Genomic DNA, 25,397 nt, shown 5'->3' with positions numbered 1-25,397 from the left:
TTGCCTGCCAGCGCGCAAGTTGAACGGGGTATGTCTCAAGACCGGAACCAATGATAGCAATTAGCTATTTAGCGCAGGCATAGAACCGCCGTGATCGGCCCGGAAATCCCTAGGTTTCAAAGCATTACCCAGCCGCGACCGACGCATCTTGAAGTGTTAACATGCGCACTAACAATCATCGGCCACCGGTATATGGATCGCCTCGACGCACGCTCGGAGATTGTTGAAAACACCACGCCAAAGCCTTTGGCAAGACATGTTCAAGGCCCCCATCAGCAAGACTTCAGTGGCTTCCCATTTATGCTCCCACGCTTGAAGATCCCTCTGCGTTGCCGTTCACGCGCCAGCTTGCTGCGCTGGGCGACTGCATTGCTGTGCGTGGCATCCCTGGCTGGCAATCTTTGCTTGTTCATCGGCGGGCAGGCGATGCCGGCCAGCCTGTTGCTGCTGCAACTGGCGGCGATGCTCGGGGTTGGCTGGCAGTTGAGCCATGACGCCAAGTCAATCAACCTTCACCCGGCGGAGTTGGCCGATCGCATGCTCAAGGTTCAGGAAAGCGAGCGTCAACACCTTAGCCGAGAGCTGCATGACGACATTGGCCAACTGCTCACTGCCGCCACGATGCAGGTGGGCTGGTTGCAACGGCGGCTACCGAGCGACCTGCAGGCACACTGCGGCACTTTGCGCGGCACGCTTGAAGACACTTTGGGCAAGGTGCGCGATGTGTCTGCCATTCTCAACCCACGGCAACTGGCGAGCCTTGGCCTGGAGGCCAGCCTGCGTGCGCACCTGGTGCGTACGCTGGAGAACACCGACGTGCATTGGAGCCTGGAGTGCCATCAACGGCTGGGGGGTATTTCCGAAGCCGTGGCCATGGCGGCCTTTCGCATCACGCAAGAAGCCGTCACCAACATCCTGCGCCATGCGCAAGCGCGTAACCTGACCATCCGCCTGCAGCGCAGCCCCGTCGGCCTGGCCCTGTCGATTCAGGACGACGGGCAGGGCTTCATGCCTGCCGCCAATCCGGCCGAAGCCGGCCAACGCGGCATGGCCGGCATGCAGGAACGCGCCACTGCTCTGCAAGGCAGCCTGGAAATCACCAGCCAGCTCGGCCTGGGCACGCGGATCGAGGTCTTGTTCCCGTGGCCGCCGCGCACCCATGAACGCGCCAGGACCCCTGTTTCCCCATGACTTGCAGACTGTTGCTGGTAGATGACCACTCGCTGATCCGAGCCGGCGTTCGCGCCCTGGTATCCGACATTCCCGGCTACACCGTGGTGGGCGAAGCCGAAGATGGCGACCAGTTGCTCGAACAGGCTCAGCAGCTGGCGCCCGATATGGTCCTGCTGGATATTTCCATGCGCTCGACCAGCGGCCTGGACGCCCTCACCCAGCTGCGCTCCACCGGCAACACCTGCAAGGTGCTGATCCTGTCCATGCACACCGACCCTGACCTGATCATGCGGGCCCTGGAAAGCGGTGCCCATGGTTACCTGCTCAAGGACGCCACCGCCACCGAACTGGAGCAGGCCCTGGCCGCCTTGCGCAGCGGTGAGCGCTACCTGAGCCCGGCCATCGCCCACACCGTGATCAACCAGGCGCTGATGCGGGCGCAGCACGGCAAGCAGCCCAATGTAGACCGCCACAACCTGACTGCTCGGCAGCTGGAAATCCTGCGACTGATCGTGCGCGGCAAATCCACCCGTGAGATTGCCACTGGCCTGGGCCTGTCGATCAAAACCGTTGAAACCCATCGCTCACAAATCATGAAGCGCCTGCAGATCCATGACGTTGCAGGCCTGGTACTGTTTGCCGTGCGCGAGAAAATCATTCGCCTGGACGACTGAGCAGCGCTGAATCGGGCGGCAAATGCAGGCGCAGCGCGGCGGGTAGGGATTCGAAACGCAGACTGTCACCCTGCAAAGGCTCGCCATCCAGGTTGATATCCAGGCCTTGGGAGCTTTTGATTTCAACCCAGGGCAAGCGCGCGCGGACGAACAACCCCTCCCCCGCCAGCAGATCACGCAGCGCCCCTACCACTTCCTGCGGCGCCGGCAATATGGCGACGTCAAGCAAGCCGTCATCCACCACCGCCTCCCCACACAACACCTGCCCGCCACCGGCCTGACGACCGTTGCCGATACCCAGCGCCAGCAAGTCGCCTTGCCAGTGAAAGCCTGGGCCCGTCAGCTCCACCGATGCGGCCTGCAGCTCGCTGAAGCGTGACAGCCCGGTAAACAGGTAGGCCGCGGCACCCAATACCTTCTTCAAGTCCTCGGAGGTGTTGGCGGTGACCTGGCTGCCAAAGCCACCGGTGGCCATGTTCAGGAACAGCTGGTCGCCAACCCGCCCCAGGTCGATCGGCCGAGCCGGCTGGTCCAGCAGGGCCAACGCCTCGGCCGGCTCCAGTGAAACGCCCGCCGCCTTGGCAAAATCGTTGGCGGTGCCCAGCGGCAGCAATGCCAGGCTGGCCTCGGTGCGAGCATGCCCCATGGCTTCGGCCACGTCCCGCAAGGTGCCATCGCCGCCCCCGGCGACCACATGCGTATAACCGGCCGCCAGCGCCTCGGCGACCAGCCGCTGCGCATCACCCGCCTCCCAGGTAACCCGCACATCCACGGTCCAGCCCCGCTCGCGCTGGGCGAGCACGGCTTTGCGTACCTCTTCGTTCATCGCCTGCTTGCCATGCAGGATCACTATCGCCTTGCGCATCGCGCTTCTCCCTGGGGATCGATCATTGCAAATCTCGACCACAGTCAGTGCAGGAATGCTGCATGGCTCAGGTAATAAAACGTCTGGGCGAGCGACCTGCCTGAGCAAAACGCCAGAATAATCCGAACGGCATTGAAAGCTTTGCTGCTCGGGCGCATCATCGACAAGTAATTGGCTTTTCCTCTTTAAACTTTTGAGTGTCGCCAGTTTTTTGACTTTGCGTCAGCGTTTTTTTGTCGTTGAGCGCTGGCACTACGGCTGCAACGGACCCCGGCGAACGAGACAAGGTGAGCTTTACTCAAAAGAAAGGGCGTGTCCCGGCAGCAGCACATGGCTAGCTACCAGCGGGCGCGTTTGTTGTCTGCGGTTTTTGGCGAGGATTCCGGCTCATGCGCATACTCTGGACACTGCCCTACCTGCCCTGGCCCACCACCAGCGGCAGCAAGACCCGGCAATACCACCTGTTGCGCGCCCTTGCGCAGCACGGCCACCGGATCACCTTGCTGGTGCAGTCAAAGATCCCGCTGAACGATGCCACCCGCGAAGCGCTGGAGCCACTGGTCGAGCGCCTGATCGTGCTGCCCCGCCGCGCGCTGCACAGCCCGCTGAACCTGCTGGCCTCGCCGATCATCGATTACCCCATGCGCGCAATCATCAACGGCCTGGCGCCGTGCCTGCGGCATCGTTTCGAACAACTGCTGGACGAACCCTGGGACGTCATCCAGATCGAACACAGCTATGGTTTCCAGCCCTTCGAGAAAGCCCTGCAAGCCCGGGGCCTGCCCTACATGCTCAGCGAGCATACCCTGGAGTCGGTGATGGGTGCCGCCTGCCACGACCGCCTGCCGCTATGGTTGCGGCCGCTGAACGCGTTCGACCGCTGGCGCTATCGTCGGTGGGAACAACGTGTGTTGAGCCAGCCCAACGAGGTGGTGGCGGTAAGCGCGCATGACGCCGACCTGATCAGCCAGATCAGCGGCCGCCCGGTGAACGTGGTGGTCAACGGTGTGGATTGCGATTACTTCCAGGACGTGAAACCGGCCATGCACAGCCAACGCCTGCTGTTCGTTGGCAACTTCGAGTACGGTGCCAACCTGGAAGCCATCGAGTGGGCGCTGGAAGAAATCCTGCCGCAAGTGTGGATGAGCAACCCGGCAGTGCGCCTGGCCATCGCCGGGCATGCCATGCCGGCGAGCTGGAAGCTTCATTGGAACGACCCGCGCATCGAATGGCTCGGCTATCGCCCCGACCTGCGCGAACTGCAGCGGCGCTCGGCGCTGTTCTTTGCCCCCTTGCGTTACGCCGGTGGCTCCAAGGTGAAGATCCTCGAAGCCATGGCCGCCGGTTTGCCGGTCATCACCACCGGCAAGGGCGTGTCCGGGCTGGCCGTGAACAACGGCGAGCATTACCTGGGCAGCGACGACGGCGGCCAATTGGCGCTGCTGATCACCCAACTGCTCAACCAGCCCTGGCGCATGTGCCAGCTGAGCGAAGCCGGCCGCCAGTTCGCCCGGCAGCGCCACGACTGGAGCGTGGCGGCCCAGCAACTGGAGAACGTGCACATGCGCCTGACCCAGGCGGTGCCGGCCGACGCCACACAGCCCGGCGGCGCCTGGCTGGGGCGTTCAACCAAGTAGTTCGCTCAGCGGTATGAACGGCACGCTGTCACCCTGCTGCGGCGTGCTGCCTTCGCGCACCTCCACCAGGCCCTCGGCCCACGCAGCGCTGCGCAGCACGCCGGAGCTCTGGTTCTTGTAGATGCGCACGCGGCCGTTGTCGATGCGCGCGCGCAGGTACTCGCGGCGGGTACCGGCCTTGGGCCAATCGAACCCGGCAGGCACATCGAAACGCAGCGGCGTGACGTCTGCCACACCCTGGCGTCGCAACAAGTACGGGCGGGTCAACAGGCCGAAAGTGACCAAGGTCGAGGCCGGGTTGCCTGGCAGGCCGATCACCGGCACCCCGTGATAGTGCCCAAAGGTCAACGGCTTGCCTGGCTTGATCGCCAGCTTCCACAAGGCCAGCTCACCGGCTTCGCGCAATGCCGCGCCAAGGTAGTCGGCTTCACCTACGGAAACCCCGCCTGTAGACAGGATCAGGTCGACATCACCCAGGCCGGCCAGGCACTCGCGGGTACGCACCAGGTCATCGGGGAGGATGCCCATGTCGCGCACCTCACAGCCCAGGCGCTGCAACCAGCTGGCCAGCAGGCGCCGGTTGCTGTTGTAGATCTGCCCGGGGCCCAGCGGCAGCCCCGGTTCGACCAGTTCGTCGCCGGTGGACAACACCGCCACCCGCACCCGCCGCACCACGTGCAGCTGCGCATGGCCCAGGGTCGCAGCCAGGCCCAGCTCGATCGGCCCCAGGCGTGTGCCTGCCACCATGACCTGTTCCCCCTTACGGGTTTCCTGGCCTTGGGGGCGAACATTCTGATCGAGCCTCAGCTGCTCGAGAAAGCGTACCCGGCCATCGGCCAACACTTCTGTGTTTTCCTGCATCTCGACGCAGTCTGCACCTGCCGGCAACGGCGCACCGGTGAAGATCCGCGCGCAAGTACCGGGCTGCAGGGGCTCGGGTGCGTGCCCTGCGAAGATGCGCTGGCTGACCGGCAGCGGTTCGCCCTGGTGATCAGCCAGACGCAACGCATAGCCGTCCATGGCGCTGTTCGGCCAGGGCGGCAGGTCGAGCGACGCCACCAGGTCGGTCGCCAGCACACGGCCCTCGGCCTCGGCCAACGGCACGGTTTCAATGTCTTTGATCGGCGCCGCTTCAGCCAGCGCCAACAGCTGTGCCAGGGCTTCTTCCACCGGCATCAATGGCCGCGCCTGCGGCGCCTCAGCCACGGCTTTCGCAGGCCACTGCCTGCTTCAGCTGCGCAACGAAATTGCACGGGCGATGGCGGGCATCGAGCTGTTCGGCAAGGATACCGTCCCAGCCGGTGCGTACGGCATTGGTGGACCCAGGCAGGCAGCACACCAGCGTACCGTTGGCGAGGCCGGCAAGGGCGCGCGACTGGACCGTGGAGGTGCCGATATCCGGGACCGAGATCTGCCGGAACAGCTCGCCGAAGCCGTCTACCTGCTTGTCCAGCAGGCAGACAACGGCTTCTGGGGTACTGTCACGGCCGGTGAAGCCGGTGCCTCCAGTAATCAGCACGACCTGCACGCTGTCGTCGGCGATCCAGGTGGCGACCTGCGCGCGAATCTTGTACAAATCGTCCTTGAGCAGCACACGGGCAGCCAGCTGGTGGCCCGCTGCAGTCAGGCGGTCAACGAACATCTGGCCGGAGGTATCGGTGTCGAATGTGCGGGTGTCGCTGACCGTCAGCACGGCAATGTTCAGCGCCACGAAGGGGGTATCTGCCTTGGCTTTCATGAGTGTCCATCGCAGGAGAAGGGGTGGCCGCATTTATATCACAGCCGCCCCTGCGGCACCCTCGACAGACCCAGGTCAATACCTCGCCATTGGCGCTATGCTGCACTTGTAAGGAACTTGCGCAGACACCCTGCGTCATAAAGTCATCTAGCACCATTGCACTGGAGAAACACGATGATTCAACGGACCCTTCCTGCCTTCCTGCTCGCCCTCGGCCTGGGCGCTCTCGCCGGCTGTGCTTCGCCGACCGTGATCACCCTGAACGACGGCCGTGAGATCCAGGCAGTGGACACGCCATCCTTCGACGAGGACTCCGGTTTCTACGAATTCGAGCAACTCGATGGCAAGCGTACGCGCCTGAACAAAGACCAGATCCGCACCGTCAAAGAGCTCTGATCTGGCACCGGCTTTTGAGCATAAGCCCGTTTAACAACAAGGGCTTGCGCTCGAAAATGCGATGCAGTAGGATTTCGTTCATCGGAGTGTAGCGCAGCCAGGTAGCGCGTCTCGTTCGGGACGAGAAGGCCGCAGGTTCGAATCCTGTCTCTCCGACCAAATCCCACTCGAAAAGCCCGCCATGTGCGGGCTTTTTGTTGCCTGCGATTGGCCTATGCAGTCAGCCGCGACGTCACTTCGCCCAGCTGCCCCGACAAACCATGCAAGCGCTGCCCTGCCTGCTCGGTGTGCTGCACCGCCTGCTGGTTGGCTGTGGCGATGCGGGTGATCTCGATCAGGTTGCGCGAAATATCTTCGGCCACGCTGGTCTGCTCTTCGGCCGCCGTGGCGATTTGCCGGTTCATGTCGCGGATCGCTTCCACCGCCGTGGTGATGCGCTGCAGCATCTGCCCGGCCTGCTGCACCTGCTCGGCGCCCTCCTCGCTGCGCTGCTGGCCGCTTTCAATAGCCTTGACCGCCTCTACCGCACCCGACTGCACCGCCTCGATGATCTGGTGGATTTCGGCAATCGACGCGGCGGTACGCTGGGCCAAACTGCGCACCTCGTCGGCGACCACTGCAAAGCCACGCCCGGCCTCGCCCGCACGGGCCGCTTCAATGGCCGCGTTGAGCGCCAGCAGATTGGTCTGTTCAGCAATCCCCCGGATCACTTCCAGCACCTTGCCGATGCGCGAGCTGTCATTTTCAAGGTGGCGGATCACTGCGGCGGTACCGGCAATCTCGCGGTTGACCACACCAATGATGTCGATGGTCTGCTGCATGACCTGCTCACCAGCCTGGGCACTGTGGTCGGCATCATCTGCGGCACGCGCGGCCTCGGCAGCGTGGCGGGCAACCTCCTGGGCAGTGGCGGACATCTCGTGCATGGCCGTGGCCACCTGGTCGGTACGCTGGAACTGGTCCTGGGTGCCCCGTGCCATGTCGCCGGCAATCGTGCGCAGCTGGCCACTGGCGCCTTCAAGTTCCTGGGCGTTGTCCTTGAGGCGGCCAACGGTTTCGGCCAGGAAATCACGCAGGGTATTGGCCGCGCGGGCCAGGCGGCCCAGTTCATCTTCACGACGGCCGTCGACGCGGGCGCCGAAGCGGCCCTGGCTCAGTTGCGCAACGTATTCGGTCAGCTGGGTGATGGGTTCGATCAGGTTACGATTGACCCGCCACAGGCTCAGCAAGCCTACCAGCAGCGCCGAGGCCAGCATCACCACCACACCCAGCCATACCGTGCGCTCGGCACTGGCATTGATGCTGGCGGCGCGTTCTCGGGCAGCGGCGCGCAGTTGCTCGACCAGCGCGCTCATCTGCTCACTGGCGGCACGGTCGACACCTTTGACCGCCAGGTCGCCGGCAACCGGGTCAGCACCGGCAGCCAGAAACGCCTGGCGCCCTTGCGCGTAGGCCACGCCCAACTGCCGGTGACTGTCGCGCAACTGTTGCAAGGGTGCCTTGAGCTTGTCATCACTGCTGTCGATCAGTTGCCCAAGCAACTGCTGAACCTGTTGTTCGCGAGCCTGAAACTGCTGCCAATACTTGTCCAACTCGGCCGGTTGGCGGCCGCGCAGCAGCACGTTCTTCCATTCCTGCACCTGGATCTTGAACTGCAGGTTGGCTTCGTCGATCGATTGCGAAGCCTGCAGCGGCCCTTCGACCAGCTCGGCGTAACCGCGCACGCTGGACGTCAGGAACTGGAAACACACCAGGGCGATCAGCAGCATCGCTGCAACGCTGCCGCCAAGCAGGGTGAGAATTTGCACTCGGAGGGATTTACGCAACATCGCGGATCTCGGGAACAAGGAAGTAGGAAACAGCGCGCCGTTGGCAGCGCCGCGACAGACATCCTTGTCCTCGTTCGCAGGCCAAAAAAAAGCTGCCATCGGGCGATAGCAGCCAATTCGAGCACTTACACAACAGATGCGGGGATAGTCTCAAGCCATTGCTACAGAAATGTTACAAACGCAAGTTGCATCAGGATGTGGTGAACTGCAGCGAGGCCAGGCGGGCATACAACGGGCTTGTTTCGATCAGCTGGCGATGGGTACCGACCGCCACCAGCTGCCCCTTGTCGATCACCGCGATGCGGTCGGCATGCTGCACGGTCGCGAGGCGGTGGGCGATGACCAGCGTGGTGCGGCCGGCCATCAGGGTTGGCAGCGCCTGCTGAATCAGGTGTTCGCTCTGGGCATCGAGGGCACTGGTCGCCTCGTCGAGCAACAGGATGGGAGCATCCACCAACAACGCCCGGGCAATTGCCAGGCGTTGGCGCTGCCCGCCCGACAGGCCGGTACCGCCCTCGCCCAGCGGCGTCTGATAACCCTGCGGTAATTGCCGGATAAAGGCGTCGGCGTGTGCGCCCCGTGCTGCCGCCTCGACCTCTGCAAAACTGGCCTCGGGGCGGCCGTAGCGAATATTGGCCTCCACCGTACCCCTGAACAGCGATGGGTTCTGCGCAACCAGGGCGAACTGGCTGCGCAACTGGGCCAATTCAAGGCTGGTGATTGGCTGCCCATCAAGAAGGATGCGCCCGCGTTGAGGGTCGTAGAAGCGCAGCAGCAAGTCGAACAAGGTCGACTTGCCCGCCCCCGATGGCCCCACCAGCGCTACGGTCTGGCCTGGCTCGATGACCAGGCTGAGGTTGTCGATCGCGGCAACCGATGGCCGTGAAGGGTAGGCAAACTCCACCTGTTGCAGTTCTATGCAGCCGCTGGCGTGCTGTCGATCAAGGGCCACTGCCTGCTCGGGCTCAAGAATACTGCTGCGCGCCGCCAGCAGCTCGGCGATGCGCTCAGCCGCGCCCGCCGCACGCTGCAGCTCCCCGATCACTTCGCTGAGGGTACCGAAAGCGCTGCCGACGATAAGGCTGTAGAACACGAAGGCGGCCAATTCACCGGCGGAAATACGCCCGGCAATCACGTCCATGCCACCCACCCACAGCATGACCCCCACTGCACCCAGCACCAGCACGATCACCAGGGTGATCAGCCACGCCCGCTGGGCGATGCGCTGGCGTGCCACGCTGAACGCCGCCTCGACCGTGCCGGCAAACAGCTGGCGGTCCAGCGCCTGGTGGTTATACGCCTGCACCGTCTTGATCTGCCCCAGCGTCTCTGCCACGTAGCTGCCCACATCCGCCACCCGGTCCTGGCTTTGCCGCGACAGGCTGCGCACGCGCCGGCCAAACAGCAGGATTGGCGCGAGCACCAGCGGCAACGCCACCACGACGATGCTGGTGAGCTTGGGGTTGGTGATGAACAGCAGTACCACGCCACCGATGACCATCAGGGCATTGCGCAAGAACATCGACAGCGACGAGCCGATCACCGCTTGCAGCAATGTGGTGTCGGCGGTCAGCCGGGATTGTATTTCCGAGCTGCGGTTGTCTTCGAAGAACCCCGGATGCAGCCCGATCAGGTGATCGAACACGGCGCGGCGAATGTCGGCCACACACCGTTCGCCGATCCATGAAACCAGGTAGAAACGGCTGAACGTTCCGATGGCCAACGCCAACACCAACATCAGGAACAGCCCGATGGTCTGGTTCAGCTGGTGCGCCGAGCGCGTCATGAACCCCTGGTCCACCAACAGGCGAATGCCCTGCCCCATGGACAAGGTGATAGCCGCTGTCGCCACCAGCGCCAGCAACGCCAGGCCTGCCTGGCGACGGTAAGGGCGCAGGAACTGCCAGCAGAGGGACAAGGCGCGACGCTGTCGAGAGGAAACCGGTTCGGGCATGACGAAGACCACAGCAACAATGAGCCTGCAGCCTAGCACTCATCAGCCCTGGTGGTGGCTATAGCTCAACGTTCTAAAACGCCTCTGGAGGTTTGCCTGCGATTCTGTTGGACTGTAGAGGTCGTGGCACCCAAGAGCCCTTGTCACGGGCCGGTCACGGCGCAGGTTTACCTTGAAACTGGACCTGATGAGGAGACTGTATATGCCCCTGCAACACGGCAGTGACACCCAAAAGCCCCAGAACAATCCGCAATCCAAGCCCTGCGGTTCGATTATCGATGCCCAAGGCCATGAAGTCCCGATTACCGAGCAGATGATCCAGCGGGCCTGCAAAGACCTTGAGGACAGCCGGGTCAGGAAAGTGCCCAAGGGCTGAAAGAAGAATTGCTGCAACCCGGCGCTGGCGCCGGGTTTTTATTGGCCTGTCAGACCACCACACCCCCCAGTGCACTGACCATCTGCGCCAACTGCGGCGCCTCGCCGCGCAAGCGTACACGCAACCCCTCGACCTCTCGCCGCGCCGGGTAGTGCTTGCGCAGCTGGTCGAATGCCGCGCGCTGCTCGGCGGCATCGTCACTGAGGCTACGACGGAAATCGGCATCGTCGCGACGTGGGTCGTACACCGCGCGGCACAAGGTGGCCAAGGCCCAGTTCAGGTCGGCGTTGGCATCCAGCTCGATCTGCGCCAACGGCGGCTTGGGCAGCAGGTCCTGCAACTGCACACGCTCGGCCTCGCCGAGGAAGCGACACAGCGCCTGGTAGATCTGCGCCGTACCGCGCTGGCGGCCGTCCAGGCTGTAACCGGCGATGTGCGGGGTAGCCAGAGTGCACAAGTCAGCCAGCTGCAAGTCGACCTGCGGTTCGCCTTCCCACACATCAAGCACCGCGTGCACGTCTTCGCGGTCCAGCAGCAGTTCGCGCAGCGCTCGGTTATCCACCACCGGCCCGCGGCTGGCGTTGATCAGCCACGCGCCGGGGCGCAGCTGCGCCAGTTGCGCCTGGCCCAGCAGGTGCCAGGTGGGGTGCTCGCCGGCACGCTGCAATGGGGTGTGCAGGCTGATCACATCGCACTGTTCGAGGATGCGTTCGAGGCTGACGAAGTCACCGCCTTCGGCGGCCTGGCGCAGGGGGTCGCAGACCAGCACCTTCCAGCCGAGGCCATGCAGCACACGCACCAGCCGCCCGCCGACTTCACCGGCGCCTACCACGCCATAGGTGCGTTGGGCCAGCGCCACGCCGTCCAGGTCGGCCAGGGTCAGCAAGCTGCCCAGCACGTAATCGACCACGCCGCGGGCGTTGCAGCCTGGTGCGCTGCTCCAGTGGATGCCCGCTTGGGCGAAATAGTCGAGGTCCAGGTGATCGGTGCCGATGGTGCAGGTGCCGACGAAGCGCACCTTGCTGCCTTCGAGCAGGTGCCGGTCGACTTTGGTCACCGAGCGCACCAGCAGCACATCGGCCTCTTTGACGCTGGCGGCGTCGAGGCTCCTGCCGGGGTAACGGCGGATCTCGCCGAAGCCTTCGAAGAAGGCATCGAGCAGCGGGATATTCTCGTCGGCAACTATCAGCATGGCGCTCTCCTGTCTGGGGAACGCAGTGTAGGTGCTACGCGGGGTGCGATCCAGCGCGGATCAGTCGGCTTTCTTGCGAATCCAGTACAGGTAGGTGCCGGACTCTTCCTGCTGCTGGAGGAGTTCGTGGCCGAGGAAGTTGCAGAACTTGGGGATGTCGCGGCGGGTGGAGGGGTCGGTGGCGATAACCTTGAGCAGGCCGCCGGCGGCGAGGTTGCGCACGTGGGTGTGCAGCATCATCACTGGTTCCGGGCAGTTCAGGCCGGTGGCATCGAGGATGGCGTCGGGGGTGAAATCAGTCATGGGGGGCTCCGCAAATGATCGCCTATTGTGGCGCATAGCGCAGCGCGGACCAATACCCACCTGCCCTCCCGCGTGAGTGCGAAGCGCCCTGCTGTGCTTTTGCTCTGCTGCTCTTTGCCTTGCTTTGCTTTATCTCTGCTTTGCTTTTGCTCTGCTCTGCTTTGCTTTTGCTCTGCTTTTGCTCTGCTTTGCTTCTAAGCGCGCGCTAGCTCAGTCACCACCGATTGCGACTTCAGGAGGCCGAGCGGAGGTCTTGCGGAGGGAGGTGACGGGCAGGATGCCCGGCAAGCGCTTCGGCCCATGGATGGGCCGTGGGCGCGGTCCTCCCGGGAGCAAGGCCGGAGCGAGGGAACCCCGAAGCGCAGCGTAGGGGCCGTATGATAGGAGCCAGCCTTTTTTGGTTACTTTTTGGGGCGTTTGCCAAAAAGTGACCCGCCGTAAGGGCGGAAAGGTGAGTGAGCGTCGCCACAGCCAATGGATCTGCTCCCCGTCATCAGAACCACCGCATGAGCTTTTGGCTTTTGGCTTTTGGCTTTTGGCTTTGCGAGCATATCCATTTGCGATGGCGGCGCTGGGTCACCTTTCCGCCCTTACGGCGGGTTACTTTGGTCTTGGCCAAAGTAACCAAAACCGCCCGCTCCCATCATCCGGCCCCTACGCTGCGCTCCGGGGTTCCCTCGCTCCGGCCTTGCTCCCGGGAGGACCGCGCCCACGGCCCATCCATGGGCCGAAGCGCTTGCCGGGCATCCTGTCCGTCACCTCCCTCCGCAAGACCTCCGCTCGGCCTCCTGAAGTCGCAATCTGTGTCGTCTGGACCATTGCGCGCTTAAAAGCCAAAGCCAAAGCCAAAGCCAAAGCCAAAGCCAGTTAAAGACTGTTACCTATGTGCGTGAACTGATTTGTAACCCATGTGGGTGAGTCATACCGCAGCCTTTTTTGGTTACTTTTTGGGGCGTTTGCCAAAAAGTGACCCGCCCTAAGGGCGGAAAGGTGGGTGAGCGTCGCCACAGCCAATGGATCTCAAACACATCAGAACCGTCTCGTGATGCTTTCGGGCTTTTAAAAAGGGGGACATATCCGTCTGCGATGCCGGCACCAAACCCCGCCGTTTGCTACCGCGGCTTCAAGTCCAGCCTACGCAAATGGCAAGTCACTTCCTCACGATCGTGATAAAGCTGCTTGCACGCAATCGACACCTTGACCTTACGCGCCTTGAACGTCGCCTCCATGCGGTCCAGCAACCGCCGCACCTCCGCATAACGCTGCTTCATCGGCAACTTCAGGTTCACCACCGCCTCACGGCACAACCCCTCACCCAGCCAAGTCTCGATCAACGAAGTGGACCGCGCCGGCTTCTCGACGATATCGCACACCATCCAATCCACCGGCTGCTTCGGCTGCCAGGTAAAACCGTCCGCCATCAGGTGCTGAACCAAACCAGTGTCCATCAGGCTCTCGGCCATCGGCCCATTGTCGATTGCAGTCACCAGCATGCCGCGACGTACCAGCTGGTAAGTCCAGCCACCCGGCGATGCACCCAGGTCGACACCTGTCATGTCATCGCCCAGGCGCTGATCCCACTGCTCGCGCGGGATGAACTGATGCCAGGCTTCCTCGAGCTTGAGCGTCGAACGGCTCGGCGCCTCGCGCGGGAACTTCAGGCGCGGAATACCCATAGGCCACAGCGCGCTGTTATTGGCCTCGGCAACGCCAACGAACACCCGACGGCCGCTGATGAAAGTCAGCAGCAAGCGCGGCAAGCTGGGGTTGTCGACCAGGCGCCCCGCCTTTTCCATCGCTTTGCGCAGCGGCACTTCGAACTTGCGGCAGAAGGTCGACAGCTCTTTGCCATCGTTGCTGTCGAGCACTTCCAGCCACAGGCTGCCAAATACCGGCTGGTCAGCCAGGTGCTCGAGCAGCACGCTGATACGATCGCTTTCCGGCAATTCGATATAGCAGCCACGCGCCCACTGACGCGGGAAGATCAGTTGCGCGAAGCGCAGTTGCGTCATCAACCGTTCGGCACCTTCGGCCTCGGCACAGACAAACTCGGCGCAGGCGCTCTGCGGCTTGCCTTTGGCATAGCCAGCAACACCCAACAGGGCCGCGTGTTCGCTGATCTCGGCGCAGACCTCGCCCTCGAAACCGGGCCGGCAATGCATGAACAGGGTATTCATCTCTCACTCCACTACGGCTGGCGCACCACAGGCGCCGGCAGGGCGGCGATGATAAAGGAAGTTCGGAACCTGCGACATGCCCCGCCGGTCCAGAAAAGGGTCAGGGGTGGCAAACAGGTCTAACCTGACCACTCAGCCAGGTCCGTACCGTGCGGGCCGAAACAGAGCGGTGACACCGGCATGCGCCAGCAAATGCCGGGCACCGGTGCATAAGGAGTTGGCAATGCCCTCGCTCGATAGCCTGAATACCCTCAAGACCTTGAAGGTGGACGATAGCACCTATCACTATTACAGCCTCCCCGAGGCTGCCCGGCAGCTCGGCGACCTGCAGCGCCTGCCCATGTCGCTCAAGGTACTGCTGGAAAACCTGCTGCGCTGGGAGGACGGCAAGACCGTCAGCAGCGACGACCTGCGCGCCCTCGCCGGCTGGCTGCAGGAACGCCGCTCCGATCGCGAAATCCAGTATCGCCCGGCGCGGGTATTGATGCAGGACTTCACCGGTGTACCCGCCGTGGTCGACCTGGCGGCCATGCGTGCCGCGATGGCCAAGGCCGGCGGCGATCCACAGCGGATCAACCCGCTGTCACCCGTGGACCTGGTCATCGACCACTCGGTGATGGTCGACCGCTACGCCACCCCTCAGGCGTTTGGCCAGAACGTCGACATCGAGATGCAGCGCAATGGCGAACGCTACGCCTTCCTGCGCTGGGGCCAGAGCGCGTTCGACAACTTCCGCGTGGTACCGCCCGGCACCGGCATCTGCCACCAGGTCAACCTCGAATACCTTGGCCGCACCGTCTGGACCCGCGAAGCCGACGGGCGCACCTACGCATTCCCCGACACATTGGTCGGCACCGACTCGCACACCACCATGATCAATGGCCTGGGCGTACTCGGCTGGGGTGTGGGCGGCATCGAAGCGGAAGCCGCCATGCTCGGCCAGCCAGTGTCGATGCTGATCCCCGAAGTGATCGGCTTCAAGCTCACCGGCAAGCTGCGCGAAGGCATCACCGCCACCGACCTGGTGCTGACCGTGACGCAGATGCTGCGCAAGAAAGGCGTGGTCGGCAAGTTCGTCGAGTTCTACGGTGACGGCCTGGCCGACCTGCCCCTGGCTGACCGTGCCACCATCGCCAACATGGCGCCGGAATATGGCGCAACCTGCGGCTTCTTCCCGGTCGATGAGGTTACCCTCGACTACTTGCGCCTGTCAGGCCGCCCGCAGCAGACGGTACAACTGGTCGAACAGTACTGCAAAGCCCAGGGCCTGTGGCGCCTGCCAGGGCAGGAGCCGCTGTTCAGCGATACCCTGGCGCTGGACATGGGCGAGGTCGAGGCCAGCCTCGCCGGGCCAAAGCGCCCTCAGGACAGGGTCGCCCTCGGCGAGGTCAGCCAGGCGTTCAACCACTTCGTCGAACAGCAGCCCAAGGTGCTGGCAAAAGAAGTCGGCCGCCTGGAAAGCGAGGGCGGCGGTGGCGTGGCGGTTGGCAATGCCGACCAGGCCGGTGAAATCGACTACAGCCATGAAGGCCAAACCCACACACTGCGCCATGGCGCCGTGGTGATTGCCGCGATCACCTCCTGCACCAACACCTCCAACCCCAGCGTGATGATGGCCGCCGGGCTGGTGGCGAAAAAAGCGTTGGAAAAGGGCCTGCAGCGCAAGCCTTGGGTCAAGAGCTCGCTGGCGCCCGGCTCCAAGGTGGTGACCGACTACTACAACGCCGCCGGGCTTACCCCTTACCTGGACGCACTTGGCTTCGACCTGGTCGGCTATGGCTGCACCACCTGCATCGGCAACTCGGGCCCGCTGGACGAAGCCATCGAAAAAGCCATCGGCAGTGCCGACCTGACAGTGGCCTCGGTGCTGTCGGGCAACCGCAACTTCGAAGGCCGTGTGCACCCGCTGGTCAAGACCAACTGGCTGGCCTCGCCACCGCTGGTGGTGGCCTACGCCCTGGCGGGCAGCGTGCGGGTAGACCTGACACGCGATTCACTGGGCACGGGCAAGGATGGGCAACCGGTGTACCTGCGCGATATCTGGCCCACCCAACAGGAAATCGCCGACGCAGTGGCCAAGGTCGATACAGCGATGTTCCACAAGGAATATGCCGAAGTGTTCGCCGGTGACGCCCAGTGGCAAGCAATCGAAGTGCCGCAGGCAGCCACCTATGTGTGGCAGGAAGACTCCACCTATATCCAGCACCCACCGTTCTTCGACGACATCGGCGGGCCGCTGCCGGTCATCGAGAACATTCAGGGCGCACATATTCTCGCCCTGCTCGGCGACTCGGTCACCACCGACCACATTTCCCCTGCTGGCAACATCAAGGCCGACAGCCCAGCTGGCCGCTACCTGCGTGAGAAAGGCGTAGAGCCGCGGGACTTCAACTCTTACGGTTCTCGGCGGGGCAACCATGAAGTGATGATGCGCGGCACCTTCGCCAACATCCGCATCCGCAACGAGATGCTGGGCGGCGAAGAAGGCGGCAATACGCTCTACGCGCCCACGGGCGAAAAACTGTCGATCTATGACGCGGCCATGCGTTACCAAGCCGATGGTACGCCGCTGGTGGTGATAGCCGGGCAGGAATACGGCACCGGCTCCAGCCGCGACTGGGCAGCCAAAGGCACCAACCTGCTAGGGGTCAAGGCGGTGCTGGCGGAGAGCTTCGAACGTATCCACCGCTCCAACCTGGTGGGCATGGGCGTGCTGCCCTTGCAGTTCAAGGCGGGCCAGGATCGCAAGCAACTGGGCTTGACCGGCAAGGAGCGCATTGACATCAAGGGGCTGGCTGGCGTTGAACTGAAGCCCGGCATGACCCTGCCGCTGCGGATCACCCGAGAGGACGGTCAAGTGCAAGACATCGAAGTGCTGTGCCGCATCGACACGGTCAATGAAGTGGAATACTTCAAGTCGGGCGGCATTCTGCATTATGTGTTGCGGCAGATGATCGCACCTTCGGCCTGACACACACCGGGGCGCTACGCGCCCCTTCCTGCCCTGGGGGGCTGGCCCTTGGCCAGCCAATCAGTCATCATCCGACTTATACGTCACTATTTCAGCAAAACAACGGTAATAGTGACGCCATCTTTCGCGAACGGGCCAGTTGCGCTAGCGCAACTGCAACGGCGTGCAGTTGCGTCAGATCAACAAACTTAAATATCCATTCAATTAAAGCAAGGGCTTGCCGATACCTGTCGAAAGCCTTGCGGATTACTCAGCCCATGCGTAACAACCAGCCGATCACTCAACGGGAACGGACTTTCCCAGCCCAACAACGGTTGATCTCGACCACCAACGCCAAAGGCGTGATCACCTACTGCAACGATGCATTCGTCGAGATCAGCGGTTTCTCGCGCGAGGAGCTGATCGGCGCGCCGCACAACCTGGTACGCCACCCTGATGTGCCGTCGGCGGTGTTCGCCCATATGTGGCAAACCCTCAAGCAAGGCCAGCCTTGGATGGGCATCGTCAAGAACCGCTGCAAGTCGGGCGACCATTACTGGGTCAACGCCTACGTGACGCCGATCTTCGACAACAACCAGGTCACCGGCTTCGAATCGGTGCGGGTCAAGCCGACCGCCGAGCAGATCCGCCGCGCCGAAGCCCTGTACCAGCGCCTCAACCAGGGCAAGAGCGCTGTGCCGCGCCGGGACACATGGCTGCCGGTGCTGCAGGACTGGCTGCCGTTCATCCTGATCAGCCAGGTGGGCTTCCTGATCGGCAACTGGCTCGGCCACTCCTGGGGCTTTGCCCTGGCCGCCGGCCTGTCGGTGCCGCTGGGGCTGCTCGGCCTGAGCTGGCAGCAACGCGGCCTCAAGCGTTTGTTGCGCCTGGCCGAACAGACCACCTCCGACCCGTTGATCGCGCAGATGTTCACCGACAGCCGCGGTGTGCAGGCGCGGCTGGAGATGGCCATGCTCAGCCAGGACGCGCGCATGAAGACTTGCCTGACCCGCCTGCAGGACAGCGCCGAGCACCTCAGCGAACAGGCGCGCCAGTCCGACGCACTGGCCCACAAGAGCTCTACGGGGTTGGAGCGCCAGCGGGTCGAGACCGAACAGGTCGCCGCTGCCGTCAACCAGATGGCCGCTACCACTCAGGAAGTGGCCAACCACGTTCAGCGCACCGCCGATGCCACCCAGGAAGCTAATCGCCTGACCAGCCAGGGCCGACAGATCGCCGGGGAAACCCGCGATGCCATTGCACGCCTGTCGGCTGCGGTGGGCGAAACCGGCGAGACCGTGACGCAACTGGCCAAGGACAGTGACGAGATCGGTGGCGTGGTCGATGTGATCAAGGGCATCGCCGACCAGACCAACCTGCTGGCACTCAACGCCGCCATCGAAGCGGCTCGTGCCGGCGAGATGGGCCGCGGTTTCGCGGTGGTCGCCGACGAAGTGCGCCAGCTGGCCCAACGCACCGCGGAGTCCACCGGGCAAATCCATGGCCTGATTGCCAAGCTGCAGCAGACTGCCAACAACGCCGTGCTGACCATGGAAACCGGCCACCGCCAGGCTCAGGAAGGTGTCGAGCGTGTGATGCAGGCCGACCAGGCGCTGGTCGGTATCAGCGAAGCCGTGGGCAATATTACTGACATGGCGACCCAGATTGCCGCGGCCACCGAAGAGCAGACAGCGGTGGCCGACGAGATCAGCCGCAACATCAGCACCATCGCCCAACTGGCCGACCAGACCGCCGAACAGGCGCAGCACTCGGCGTTGCTCAGCGAAGCGCTGACCACTACCGCCGGTGGCCAGTATTCGCTGGTGGAGCGGTTCAACCGCTAAGGGCAAGCCCGCTCCCGCAACCAGTCTGCGAATTCCGAGGATTCGGCAGAACCTGTGGGAGCGGGCTTGACCCGCGAATGGGCCGCAAAGCGGCCCTTACCAATCCAGCGTCAACCGGCTTTCAAAGTAGCGCTCTTCCCCCGTCAACGGGTCGGCAAACCGCAAGCTGTGCGCCAGCAGCTTCAATGGCCGCTGATAATCATCTTCTACCTTGAGCAACTCAGGGTAGAACGGGTCATTACAGATCCCAGCCCCCAACGCTGCCATATGTACCCGCAGCTGATGGGTCTTTCCGGTGACTGGCGACAGCCCATAGCGCCACTGCTCACCGTTCTTCTCCAGCACCTCGGCCAGGGTTTCGCTGTTGTGCGCCCCTTCCACCTCATGCATGCGGAAAAACGGCTCGCCGTGCACCAGGCGGCTTTTGTGTACCAACGGGAATTCACGCTGCGTCAAGGCAGCGGCAATGGCCTGGTAGCGTTTGTCGATGCGCCGCTCGGGAAACAGCCGTTGATAGGCGCTGCGGGTCTGCGGGTTGGCGGAAAACAGCACCAACCCCGCGGTATGCCGGTCGATGCGGTGCAGCGGCACCAGGTGAGGGTTGTCCAGACGACGGATCAAGCGGCGCAGCAACGTTTGCTCGACATACTCGCCGGTCGGCGTCACCGGCAGGAAATGAGGTTTGTCGGCCACCACCAGGTGCTCATCCGCATGCAGGATGGCTTCCTGCACCGGGATTGGTCGCTCGTTGGGCACTTCACGAAAATAGTGCAGGCGCATGCCACGGCGATAAGGCAGGTCGGCGGCAATCGCCTGCCCCTGCGCGTCGAGCACTCGACCACGGGCAAAGCGGTCAAGCCACTGCGCACGCTCGATGGCCTTGAAATGGTCGCACAGGCAATCGAGTACCGTTGGCCAGTTGCCGGGTGGCAGGCAGACCGTACTGGCTTGCTGGCGGGCGGGGTCGAAAGGCGTGGTCATGGCAAGGCTCGGAACAGGCAGGGCCGGGTATTATCCCCCATGGCCGACAGCTCAACCAGCCTGCACCGCAGCCTCGCTCCGCTCTTTCAGCCAGCGCAGCACCTGTACAGGCTCCCAGCGGCCGGGGTCATAGAGTGCATAGAGCAACCCCTGGTAACCCACCACATCCAGCCCACGGTGGTAGCCGGCCCGCTGGAACAGTGCTTCGATCTCGGCGAAACAGGTATTGAAATGCACTTTGCCGAACGGCGTACGGTCATCGGTAACCAGGCCTTTGAGGCGCAGTTCCAGCACGGCGTCGTACACCCGTTCGACCGGCATTCGGTTAACGGTGTATTTCAATTGCTCGACGTTGAGCATGGGCTTACCTCGATACTGTATTTATATACAGCATACGAACATGCCTGCCTTTGCGTCAATGCTGTTCATCCTCGCAAGCCGGGCAAATAGCCGGTGCCCTTGCGAATGGTCAGCAGCTCGCGCCTCGGTGTGCCCGTTGTCACCGACAAGTGAACCCAGCTGTCAAACTCGAGGATCAACTGGTCGAAAACCACATCACTTTCACTGATGCGGCGGGCGACTTCCCGGGGGCTGTAGTCAGATAACGTGAAGTCCGCAGCCAGCCCGCTCACGTGCTGGCTGCGCGATGCCCCACCGACACGTGCGTTCAAGGCAGCGCAACGGTAGCCACTGCTGATGAGTACAGGTTGGCCAAAAAGGGCTCGCACCTGTTCGAGTGCCTGACATAACAGCAGCAGGTTGCTGGCGGCCTCTGCCGAGGGCGTATTGTCCAACCCTTCTCTGGCGGCGACTTGTGAGGCGGTCATTTCTTCAAGCGTGAAATGTGGCGTGAGGCGCATGGCATGGTTCTCGACGGGGTTGATGATGGGCGGCAACAATGTCGCCGGCGCAGCATCATCAACTCGCCATGCCGTACATGCAGGCAGGTATCGTTTCCACAGGCCGCCCTCACTGGGCCAGAAACGCCACCACCTGCTCGCCATCGAACGGCCAATGCAATTCCGCAGAGGTATCACAGCGGCGCAGTACCGGAATGATCAGGCCGTAGCGTTCGAACAGCGCTTCGCTGTCGGCGATATCGATCAGTTCGACCAACAAGCCGTGGTCGACAAAAGGCATCAGGACGGCTTCGGCCACTTCGCACAGGTGGCACCCGACGGTGCCGAAGAGTTGGCATTCAGGCAACATGGAGCGGGACCCGGTTTGGCATGGATGAGACACCTATTCTAGGTCGCTACCGCCCCCTGCGCACCTGGCCTCGCTCAATCCTGGCTGGTGGCACCGATACGGTGCAGCGACAAGTCGGCCCCCTGGAACTCCTGCTCGTGGGTCAAGCGCAGCCCAAGCACCTTGCGGATCACGCCATACACCGCAAACCCACCGAGCAGCGCGACCAGCACACCGGCCAGGCTACCGATCAACTGGCTGGCCAAGCTGACGCCGCCCATACCGCCAAGGGCTGCCTGGCCAAAGATGCCGCACGCAATCCCGCCCCATACGCCGCACAGGCCGTGCAGCGGCCAGACGCCGAGCACGTCATCGATTTTCCAGCGGTTCTGTGCAGCGGTGAAACTCCACACGAACAACACCCCGGCCACCAGGCCGGTAGCCAGCGCGCCAATCGGGTGCATCAGGTCGGAGCCGGCGCAGATCGCCACCAGGCCCGCCAAGGGGCCGTTGTGCAGGAAGCCCGGGTCATTGCGCCCGGCCAGCAAGGCCGCCAGGGTGCCGCCGACCATGGCCATCAGCGAATTGATCGCCACCAGCCCGCTGACACCTTGCAAGGTCTGGGCGCTCATCACGTTGAAGCCGAACCAGCCGATGATCAGAATCCACGACCCAAGCGCCAGAAATGGAATGCTCGACGGTGCGAAGGCCACCAGCCGGCCGTCCCGATAGCGCCCACGCCGGGCGCCCAGCAGCAGCACTGCCGCCAGTGCCAGCCAGCCGCCCATGGCATGCACCACCACAGAGCCAGCAAAGTCATGGAACGGTGCGCCGAACTGGACATTCAGCCAATCCTGGACACCGAAGTTTCCGTTCCACACCATGCCTTCGAAGAAGGGGTAGATGAACGCCACGATCAACGCTGTTGCACACAGCTGAGGCACGAACCGTGCACGTTCGGCAATGCCACCCGAGATGATCGCCGGGATCGCCGCAGCGAAGGTCAGCAGGAAAAAGCACTTGACCAGTGCATAGCCGTGGTCGGCAGCCAGCTGAGCGGCCGGCTGCAGAAAGCTCACACCGTAGGCTATCCAGTAGCCGATGAAAAAGTACACCAGGGCCGAGATGGCGAAATCACTGAGGATCTTCGACAAGGCGTTGACCTGGTTCTTGTGCCGCACAGTCCCAACTTCGAGAAATGCGAAGCCGGCGTGCATCGCCAGGACCAGAATGGCGCCCATGAGGATGAACAGGGTATTGGAACCGTGGACCAGGGAGTCCATCGCGCTGTGCATGTTTTGCATTGAATTGGCAGACCTTCATAAAAGGCACCATGACAGTTCAAGAACCTGCATCCCTGCACCGAATCGGTGCCAACCTACCGCCCGTTGCGAGCAACCGGGCGAAGCCTGCGTGGTTTTTTCTTGGGTTTGTCGTGGATTGGGTTAAGGTTTATCGGTAGTCGCCGGCGTCGGCGCCCTGCATCGGCGCATCGCTGCGGTCTACGCCCCGCGTTGTGGCATGCTTGTTAGCAAGCCCCATACCAGCAACCGCAGTGAACCTTCCGCACGTCGGGTAACTCGAACTACCTACACACCTACACAGGGAGAGCACCATGGCCAGCAAATCGGCAAAGACTGCACAAGAGATATTGATGGCTGACTTCCAGGCCTTGGTCCGTGACACCGAGAAACTCCTGGCCGATACCGCCAACCTGGCGGGTGACCAAGCCGATGAGCTGCGTGAGCAGATTCACGACCGCCTGACCCAGGCCCGCGAAAGCTTGCAACTGACGCAGGAATCGGTCCGCGAACGGGGTCAAGCTGCCCTGGGCAGCGCCGAACAGTACGTACAGGAAAACCCTTGGCACGCCATCGGGATCGCGGCAGGTGTCGGCCTGTTGATCGGCCTGCTGGCCAATCGGCGCTGAGAGGCTTACATGGAGAATGACGCCATCGGCACCGGCGCCTCGGGCAGGCGCCTGGGTGCTGCGATATTGGGGCTGTTGCACAGCCATATCGAACTGTTCGGCATCGAGTTGCAGGAGCAGAAAGGGCGCACTTTGAGCCTGCTGCTGTTCGCAGGCCTTGCACTGGTGTTTGCGCTGTTGCTGCTGACGGCCTTGTCGGGGCTGCTGCTGGTACTGCTGTGGGACAGCTATCGCCTGGCCGGCATCATTGGCCTGTGCATATTCTATGGCCTGGCCGCACTGTACTGCGGGCTGCGGCTCAAGGCCGCAGTGTTCGACGAGTCGTCGCCGTTCGGTTCCACCCTCGAAGAACTTGCCAAGGACCGGGAGCGCCTGTTGCCATGAGCCTGCCTGAACTGCCGAATACACGTAACCCGCGTGAGCTGCGCAAGGCGCTGCTGCGCCTGCGAATGGAGATGCACCGCCAGCAGATCCGCGTCGAATCGGGGCAGATGCTCGAACCGCTACAGCGCCTGCGTGGCGTTGGCGGTTCGTTGCACGACGGGCTGGGCATCAAGCATGCGCCGCTCTGGGGGATTGGCGCCGTGGTGGCGATGGGTTTCCTGACCGGCAAGGGTGTGCGCAGCGGCAACCTGTCGCGCCTGGTACGCCTGGGTGCCAGCCTGCTGCCGCTGGTAAAACTTTACCTGCAAGGTAGCCGTCGCCCTTGAAGGCCCGCACCGCGCTTACAGGGGCGGTGCTGATTTGCCACTTGCACGGCGCTCGACGACACGTGAAGCTACGTCCTTCGACCGACAGGAGACCGAGCCTTGGACTGGCACACCCTGCTCACCCGCGAACGCCTGGGCAAAGCCCTGTATAGCCCCGAGGAACTCGGGCGCAGCCCTTTCCACAAAGACCACGACCGGATCATATTCTCAGGGGCATTTCGCCGCCTGGGGCGCAAGACCCAGGTTCACCCTGTCTCCAGCAACGATCATATCCACACCCGCCTGACCCACTCCCTCGAGGTCAGTTGCGTGGGCCGCTCGCTGGGTATGCGGGTTGGCGAAACGTTGCGCGACAGCCTGCCCGACTGGTGCGAACCCAGTGACCTGGGCATGATCGTGCAGTCGGCCTGCCTGGCCCACGACATCGGCAACCCGCCGTTCGGCCACTCCGGCGAAGATGCCATCCGCCACTGGTTTCAGCAGGCTGCAGGGCGCGGCTGGCTGGATGACATGAGTGATGAAGAACGCGGCGACTTCCTCAACTTCGAAGGCAATGCCCAAGGGTTTCGCGTGCTCACACAGCTTGAGTACCACCAGTTCGATGGCGGCACCCGGCTGACCTACGCCACCCTCGGCACCTACCTCAAATACCCGTGGACAGCACGGCATGCCGACGCGCTGGGCTACAAAAAACACAAGTTCGGTTGCTACCAGAGCGAACTGCCGTTACTCGAACAGATCGCCCACAAGCTTGAGCTGCCATTGCTGGAAGAACAGCGCTGGGCACGCCACCCGCTGGTGTACCTGATGGAGGCGGCCGATGACATCTGCTACGGCCTGATCGACCTGGAAGACGGCCTGGAAATGGAGTTGCTGCATTACGCCGAGGTCGAGGCGTTACTGCTGGACCTGGTGGGCGATGACCTGCCCGAAACCTATCGCCAGCTCGGCCCCGCAGACTCCCGACGGCGCAAGCTGGCGATCTTGCGAGGCAAAGCCATCGAACACCTGACCAACGCCGCCGCCCGCGCCTTCGTCGAGCAGCAGCAAGCGTTGCTGGCCGGGCAGTTGACGGGCGACCTGGTCGAGCACATGCACGGCCCGGCCAAACGCTGCGTGCTCCAGGCCAAAGACATGGCCCGCCACAAGATCTTCCAGGACAAACGCAAGACCCTGCATGAGATCGGTGCCTACACCACGCTCGAGATTCTCCTCAATACGTTCTGTGGCGCCGCGCTCGAACAGCATGGCGGGCGCACCCCCTCCTTCAAAAGCCGCCGGGTACTCGACCTGATCGGCAACAACGCCCCACACCCGCACGATTCCCTGCATACAGCCTTCCTGCGCATGATCGACTTCATCGCCGGCATGACCGACAGCTACGCCAGCGAGATGGCACGGGAAATGACCGGGCGCTCAAGCCCGACATGAAATAGCACCCTGCCGCGCCTCCCCCACCACGCGGCAGTGTTTATTGAAG

The 25,397-nt window shown here is 63.0% G+C and carries 24 protein-coding genes and 1 tRNA gene; 12 read left to right on the top strand and 13 right to left on the bottom strand.

Annotated elements, in window-relative coordinates:
* Positions 1 to 300: 300 nt before the first annotated feature.
* The gene (locus ABEH27_RS12260; RefSeq protein WP_346613831.1) at positions 301 to 1,191 is read left to right on the top strand and encodes a histidine kinase; all 891 of its coding nucleotides are present in this window, start codon (positions 301 to 303) and stop codon (positions 1,189 to 1,191) included.
* Entirely contained in the window at positions 1,188 to 1,847 is a 660-nt protein-coding gene (locus tag ABEH27_RS12255) for a response regulator transcription factor (RefSeq protein ID WP_346613830.1), read from the top strand. Before ABEH27_RS12260 ends, ABEH27_RS12255 begins: the two co-directional genes overlap by 4 nt.
* Here the strand turns inward: ABEH27_RS12255 and yegS are convergent.
* Positions 1,828 to 2,712 carry a lipid kinase YegS gene (gene yegS / locus ABEH27_RS12250; RefSeq protein ID WP_346613829.1) on the bottom strand — a complete coding sequence of 295 codons (885 nt, stop codon included), beginning with the start codon at positions 2,710 to 2,712 and terminating at the stop codon, positions 1,828 to 1,830. The two genes, ABEH27_RS12255 and yegS, sit on opposite strands and share 20 nt — an antisense overlap.
* A gap of 389 nt (positions 2,713 to 3,101) precedes the next feature.
* On the opposite strand from yegS, the gene ABEH27_RS12245 reads away from it, so the two are divergent.
* Positions 3,102 to 4,349, top strand: a complete 1,248-nt coding sequence (locus ABEH27_RS12245; protein ID WP_346613828.1) for a glycosyltransferase family 4 protein — start codon at positions 3,102 to 3,104, stop codon at positions 4,347 to 4,349.
* On the opposite strand, the gene glp is transcribed toward ABEH27_RS12245, so the two are convergent.
* Both glp and moaB read right to left on the bottom strand, forming a co-directional pair.
* Positions 4,338 to 5,525 carry a gephyrin-like molybdotransferase Glp gene (gene glp, locus ABEH27_RS12240; protein ID WP_346613827.1) on the bottom strand — a complete coding sequence of 396 codons (1,188 nt, stop codon included), beginning with the start codon at positions 5,523 to 5,525 and terminating at the stop codon, positions 4,338 to 4,340. The genes ABEH27_RS12245 and glp overlap by 12 nt on opposite strands.
* Positions 5,526 to 5,547: 22 nt before the next feature.
* On the bottom strand, positions 5,548 to 6,087 hold the full coding sequence (gene moaB, locus ABEH27_RS12235) for a molybdenum cofactor biosynthesis protein B (RefSeq protein WP_346613826.1): 540 nt from the start codon (positions 6,085 to 6,087) through the stop codon (positions 5,548 to 5,550).
* Positions 6,088 to 6,261: 174 nt separating this feature from the next.
* On the opposite strand from moaB, the gene ABEH27_RS12230 reads away from it, so the two are divergent.
* A complete protein-coding gene (locus ABEH27_RS12230; protein ID WP_027596642.1) occupies positions 6,262 to 6,483 on the top strand; it encodes a YgdI/YgdR family lipoprotein in 222 nt (73 codons plus the stop codon).
* A gap of 82 nt (positions 6,484 to 6,565) precedes the next feature.
* A tRNA-Pro gene (locus tag ABEH27_RS12225) sits at positions 6,566 to 6,642 on the top strand.
* A 53-nt stretch (positions 6,643 to 6,695) separates the two neighbouring features.
* On the opposite strand, the gene ABEH27_RS12220 is transcribed toward ABEH27_RS12225, so the two are convergent.
* Together ABEH27_RS12220 and ABEH27_RS12215 are read right to left on the bottom strand one after the other, a co-directional pair.
* Positions 6,696 to 8,312 (bottom strand): methyl-accepting chemotaxis protein, encoded by a 1,617-nt coding sequence (locus ABEH27_RS12220; RefSeq protein WP_346613825.1) that lies wholly within the window; start codon positions 8,310 to 8,312, stop codon positions 6,696 to 6,698.
* Between the two features lie 190 nt (positions 8,313 to 8,502).
* Positions 8,503 to 10,266, bottom strand: a complete 1,764-nt coding sequence (locus ABEH27_RS12215) for an ABC transporter transmembrane domain-containing protein (protein ID WP_346613824.1) — start codon at positions 10,264 to 10,266, stop codon at positions 8,503 to 8,505.
* Positions 10,267 to 10,468: 202 nt separating this feature from the next.
* Here ABEH27_RS12215 and ABEH27_RS12210 point away from each other — a divergent pair, with 202 nt between their 5' ends.
* Positions 10,469 to 10,642 carry a PA1571 family protein gene (locus ABEH27_RS12210; protein ID WP_346613823.1) on the top strand — a complete coding sequence of 58 codons (174 nt, stop codon included), beginning with the start codon at positions 10,469 to 10,471 and terminating at the stop codon, positions 10,640 to 10,642.
* 49 nt (positions 10,643 to 10,691) lie between these two features.
* Here the strand turns inward: ABEH27_RS12210 and pdxB are convergent, their stop codons facing one another.
* From pdxB to rlmM, 3 genes are all read right to left on the bottom strand, one after another.
* Positions 10,692 to 11,834: a 4-phosphoerythronate dehydrogenase PdxB gene (gene pdxB / locus ABEH27_RS12205; RefSeq protein WP_346613822.1), complete on the bottom strand. Its 1,143-nt coding sequence runs from the start codon at positions 11,832 to 11,834 to the stop codon at positions 10,692 to 10,694.
* 60 nt (positions 11,835 to 11,894) lie between these two features.
* Positions 11,895 to 12,137, bottom strand: coding sequence for a sulfurtransferase TusA (tusA, locus tag ABEH27_RS12200; RefSeq protein WP_346613821.1), 243 nt, complete (start codon positions 12,135 to 12,137; stop codon positions 11,895 to 11,897).
* A gap of 1,112 nt (positions 12,138 to 13,249) precedes the next feature.
* Positions 13,250 to 14,314 carry a 23S rRNA (cytidine(2498)-2'-O)-methyltransferase RlmM gene (rlmM, locus tag ABEH27_RS12195; protein WP_346613820.1) on the bottom strand — a complete coding sequence of 355 codons (1,065 nt, stop codon included), beginning with the start codon at positions 14,312 to 14,314 and terminating at the stop codon, positions 13,250 to 13,252.
* A 223-nt stretch (positions 14,315 to 14,537) separates the two neighbouring features.
* Between rlmM and acnA the strand changes: the two genes are divergently transcribed.
* Together acnA and ABEH27_RS12185 are read left to right on the top strand one after the other, a co-directional pair.
* Complete coding sequence (gene acnA, locus ABEH27_RS12190) at positions 14,538 to 17,285, top strand: aconitate hydratase AcnA (protein ID WP_346613819.1); 2,748 nt, start codon at positions 14,538 to 14,540, stop codon at positions 17,283 to 17,285.
* Between the two features lie 257 nt (positions 17,286 to 17,542).
* Entirely contained in the window at positions 17,543 to 19,108 is a 1,566-nt protein-coding gene (locus tag ABEH27_RS12185; protein WP_346613818.1) for a PAS domain-containing methyl-accepting chemotaxis protein, read from the top strand.
* 96 nt (positions 19,109 to 19,204) lie between these two features.
* Here ABEH27_RS12185 and ABEH27_RS12180 read toward each other — a convergent pair whose 3' ends face one another.
* The 5 genes from ABEH27_RS12180 to ABEH27_RS12160 form a co-directional block, all read right to left on the bottom strand.
* Entirely contained in the window at positions 19,205 to 20,089 is an 885-nt protein-coding gene (locus ABEH27_RS12180; protein WP_346613817.1) for a pseudouridine synthase, read from the bottom strand.
* Positions 20,090 to 20,140: 51 nt separating this feature from the next.
* A complete protein-coding gene (locus ABEH27_RS12175) occupies positions 20,141 to 20,449 on the bottom strand; it encodes a transcriptional regulator (RefSeq protein ID WP_346613816.1) in 309 nt (102 codons plus the stop codon).
* Positions 20,450 to 20,514: 65 nt separating this feature from the next.
* On the bottom strand, positions 20,515 to 20,949 hold the full coding sequence (locus ABEH27_RS12170; protein WP_346613868.1) for a D-Ala-D-Ala carboxypeptidase family metallohydrolase: 435 nt from the start codon (positions 20,947 to 20,949) through the stop codon (positions 20,515 to 20,517).
* 109 nt (positions 20,950 to 21,058) lie between these two features.
* The gene (locus ABEH27_RS12165; protein ID WP_346613815.1) at positions 21,059 to 21,298 is read right to left on the bottom strand and encodes a glutaredoxin family protein; all 240 of its coding nucleotides are present in this window, start codon (positions 21,296 to 21,298) and stop codon (positions 21,059 to 21,061) included.
* Between the two features lie 74 nt (positions 21,299 to 21,372).
* Positions 21,373 to 22,581: an ammonium transporter gene (locus ABEH27_RS12160; protein WP_346613814.1), complete on the bottom strand. Its 1,209-nt coding sequence runs from the start codon at positions 22,579 to 22,581 to the stop codon at positions 21,373 to 21,375.
* Positions 22,582 to 22,892: 311 nt separating this feature from the next.
* On the opposite strand from ABEH27_RS12160, the gene ABEH27_RS12155 reads away from it, so the two are divergent.
* The 4 genes from ABEH27_RS12155 (at position 22,893) to ABEH27_RS12140 (ending at position 25,348) form a co-directional block, all read left to right on the top strand.
* Complete coding sequence (locus tag ABEH27_RS12155) at positions 22,893 to 23,207, top strand: YqjD family protein (RefSeq protein ID WP_346613813.1); 315 nt, start codon at positions 22,893 to 22,895, stop codon at positions 23,205 to 23,207.
* 9 nt (positions 23,208 to 23,216) lie between these two features.
* Positions 23,217 to 23,591, top strand: a complete 375-nt coding sequence (locus tag ABEH27_RS12150; protein ID WP_346613812.1) for a phage holin family protein — start codon at positions 23,217 to 23,219, stop codon at positions 23,589 to 23,591.
* Positions 23,588 to 23,917, top strand: a complete 330-nt coding sequence (locus tag ABEH27_RS12145) for a hypothetical protein (protein ID WP_346613811.1) — start codon at positions 23,588 to 23,590, stop codon at positions 23,915 to 23,917. Before ABEH27_RS12150 ends, ABEH27_RS12145 begins: the two co-directional genes overlap by 4 nt.
* Before the next feature lie 99 nt (positions 23,918 to 24,016).
* A complete protein-coding gene (locus ABEH27_RS12140) occupies positions 24,017 to 25,348 on the top strand; it encodes a deoxyguanosinetriphosphate triphosphohydrolase (RefSeq protein WP_346613810.1) in 1,332 nt (443 codons plus the stop codon).
* The last annotated feature ends 49 nt before the right edge of the window (positions 25,349 to 25,397 follow it).

Source organism: Pseudomonas sp. P39-UII1, from assembly GCF_039672635.1.
In the GTDB taxonomy this organism is placed as follows: Bacteria; Pseudomonadota; Gammaproteobacteria; order Pseudomonadales; family Pseudomonadaceae; genus Aquipseudomonas.
The sequence above is the reverse complement of the archived record's forward strand: the minus strand, read 5'-3'. Positions and strand labels throughout refer to the sequence as shown.

Coding starts and splice junctions, on each gene's coding strand:
- ABEH27_RS12260 (WP_346613831.1), top strand. CDS start 301: ATGCTCCCACGCTTGAAGATCCCTCTGCGTTGCCGTTCACGCGCCAGC.
- ABEH27_RS12255 (WP_346613830.1), top strand. CDS start 1,188: ATGACTTGCAGACTGTTGCTGGTAGATGACCACTCGCTGATCCGAGCC.
- yegS (WP_346613829.1), bottom strand. CDS start 2,712: ATGCGCAAGGCGATAGTGATCCTGCATGGCAAGCAGGCGATGAACGAA.
- ABEH27_RS12245 (WP_346613828.1), top strand. CDS start 3,102: ATGCGCATACTCTGGACACTGCCCTACCTGCCCTGGCCCACCACCAGC.
- glp (WP_346613827.1), bottom strand. CDS start 5,525: ATGCCGGTGGAAGAAGCCCTGGCACAGCTGTTGGCGCTGGCTGAAGCG.
- moaB (WP_346613826.1), bottom strand. CDS start 6,087: ATGAAAGCCAAGGCAGATACCCCCTTCGTGGCGCTGAACATTGCCGTG.
- ABEH27_RS12230 (WP_027596642.1), top strand. CDS start 6,262: ATGATTCAACGGACCCTTCCTGCCTTCCTGCTCGCCCTCGGCCTGGGC.
- ABEH27_RS12220 (WP_346613825.1), bottom strand. CDS start 8,312: ATGTTGCGTAAATCCCTCCGAGTGCAAATTCTCACCCTGCTTGGCGGC.
- ABEH27_RS12215 (WP_346613824.1), bottom strand. CDS start 10,266: ATGCCCGAACCGGTTTCCTCTCGACAGCGTCGCGCCTTGTCCCTCTGC.
- ABEH27_RS12210 (WP_346613823.1), top strand. CDS start 10,469: ATGCCCCTGCAACACGGCAGTGACACCCAAAAGCCCCAGAACAATCCG.
- pdxB (WP_346613822.1), bottom strand. CDS start 11,834: ATGCTGATAGTTGCCGACGAGAATATCCCGCTGCTCGATGCCTTCTTC.
- tusA (WP_346613821.1), bottom strand. CDS start 12,137: ATGACTGATTTCACCCCCGACGCCATCCTCGATGCCACCGGCCTGAAC.
- rlmM (WP_346613820.1), bottom strand. CDS start 14,314: ATGAATACCCTGTTCATGCATTGCCGGCCCGGTTTCGAGGGCGAGGTC.
- acnA (WP_346613819.1), top strand. CDS start 14,538: ATGCCCTCGCTCGATAGCCTGAATACCCTCAAGACCTTGAAGGTGGAC.
- ABEH27_RS12185 (WP_346613818.1), top strand. CDS start 17,543: ATGCGTAACAACCAGCCGATCACTCAACGGGAACGGACTTTCCCAGCC.
- ABEH27_RS12180 (WP_346613817.1), bottom strand. CDS start 20,089: ATGACCACGCCTTTCGACCCCGCCCGCCAGCAAGCCAGTACGGTCTGC.
- ABEH27_RS12175 (WP_346613816.1), bottom strand. CDS start 20,449: ATGCTCAACGTCGAGCAATTGAAATACACCGTTAACCGAATGCCGGTC.
- ABEH27_RS12170 (WP_346613868.1), bottom strand. CDS start 20,949: ATGCGCCTCACGCCACATTTCACGCTTGAAGAAATGACCGCCTCACAA.
- ABEH27_RS12165 (WP_346613815.1), bottom strand. CDS start 21,298: ATGTTGCCTGAATGCCAACTCTTCGGCACCGTCGGGTGCCACCTGTGC.
- ABEH27_RS12160 (WP_346613814.1), bottom strand. CDS start 22,581: ATGCAAAACATGCACAGCGCGATGGACTCCCTGGTCCACGGTTCCAAT.
- ABEH27_RS12155 (WP_346613813.1), top strand. CDS start 22,893: ATGGCCAGCAAATCGGCAAAGACTGCACAAGAGATATTGATGGCTGAC.
- ABEH27_RS12150 (WP_346613812.1), top strand. CDS start 23,217: ATGGAGAATGACGCCATCGGCACCGGCGCCTCGGGCAGGCGCCTGGGT.
- ABEH27_RS12145 (WP_346613811.1), top strand. CDS start 23,588: ATGAGCCTGCCTGAACTGCCGAATACACGTAACCCGCGTGAGCTGCGC.